The sequence below is a fragment of the Paenibacillus solisilvae genome, from assembly GCF_042656405.1.
GTDB lineage: Bacteria > Bacillota > Bacilli > Paenibacillales > Paenibacillaceae > Paenibacillus_Z > Paenibacillus_Z solisilvae.
On record NZ_JBHSOW010000155.1, the window covers coordinates 1 to 864 of the forward strand.

The window sequence follows — 864 nt, forward strand, 5'->3', positions numbered from 1 at the left end:
GGATGCGGCTTTCCATCGACTGGGATCGCGTTCGGTTCGTTAGTTCCCGTACCCTCTCTTTGAAACGTGAGATGGTTTGTGGCGCTAGACGTATCGTCGCTTTCTTGTCTCTTAGGAAACTGAATCCTAGGAACTTGCGGTTCCAAGGACGGTCTACCGCACTCTTTGCTCGATTCACGTTCAGTTTCAGCTTTCCTTCTACGAAGCGTGTTACCGACTCCATGACGCGCTCTCCTGCACGCTTGCTAGCGACGAAAATGTTGCAATCGTCTGCATATCGGACGAATCGCAGTCCTCGCTTAGTCAACTCTTTGTCCAGTTCGTCCAGCAGAATATTCGCTAGGAGCGGACTTAATGGGCCCCCTTGCGGCGTTCCCTCGTCCGTTTTCTCTAGCCTTCCGTGTGCCATGACCCCAGCGTTCAGATAGGAACGGATCAGTTTCAGCACACGCTTGTCTGTCACTCTCCTCGCTACCCGAGCCATGAGCATGTCATGGTTGACTCGGTCAAAGAACTTAGCCAAGTCCATGTCGACGACCCACCGCAGTCCGCTTTGGATATAAGCTTGCGCTTGTCCAACTGCATCGTGCGCCCGTTTTCCCGGGCGGAAGCCGTAGCTGTACCACGAGAAGTGCGCGTCGAAGATCGGGTTCATTACTTGTAGAAGGGCCTGCTGGAGGAAGCGGTCCATGACGGTCGGGATGCCGAGCAGCCGCACGCCGCCTCCGGGTTTGGGGATTTCCACCCGTTTGACTGGCGCGGGTCTGTACGTTCCCGCAAAAAGTTCGGCTTTCACCGTTTCCCAGTGTGTTTTCAGGTAAGCTTGTAGATGCGCTACCGTTACACTGTCCACGCCGGGGACTC

At 55.2% G+C, this 864-nt stretch carries 1 protein-coding gene; it reads right to left on the minus strand.

The window, feature by feature from the left end:
• A partial coding sequence (ltrA, locus tag ACFPYJ_RS33155) for a group II intron reverse transcriptase/maturase (RefSeq protein WP_379192892.1) occupies positions 1 to 864 on the minus strand: 864 nt, incomplete at both ends.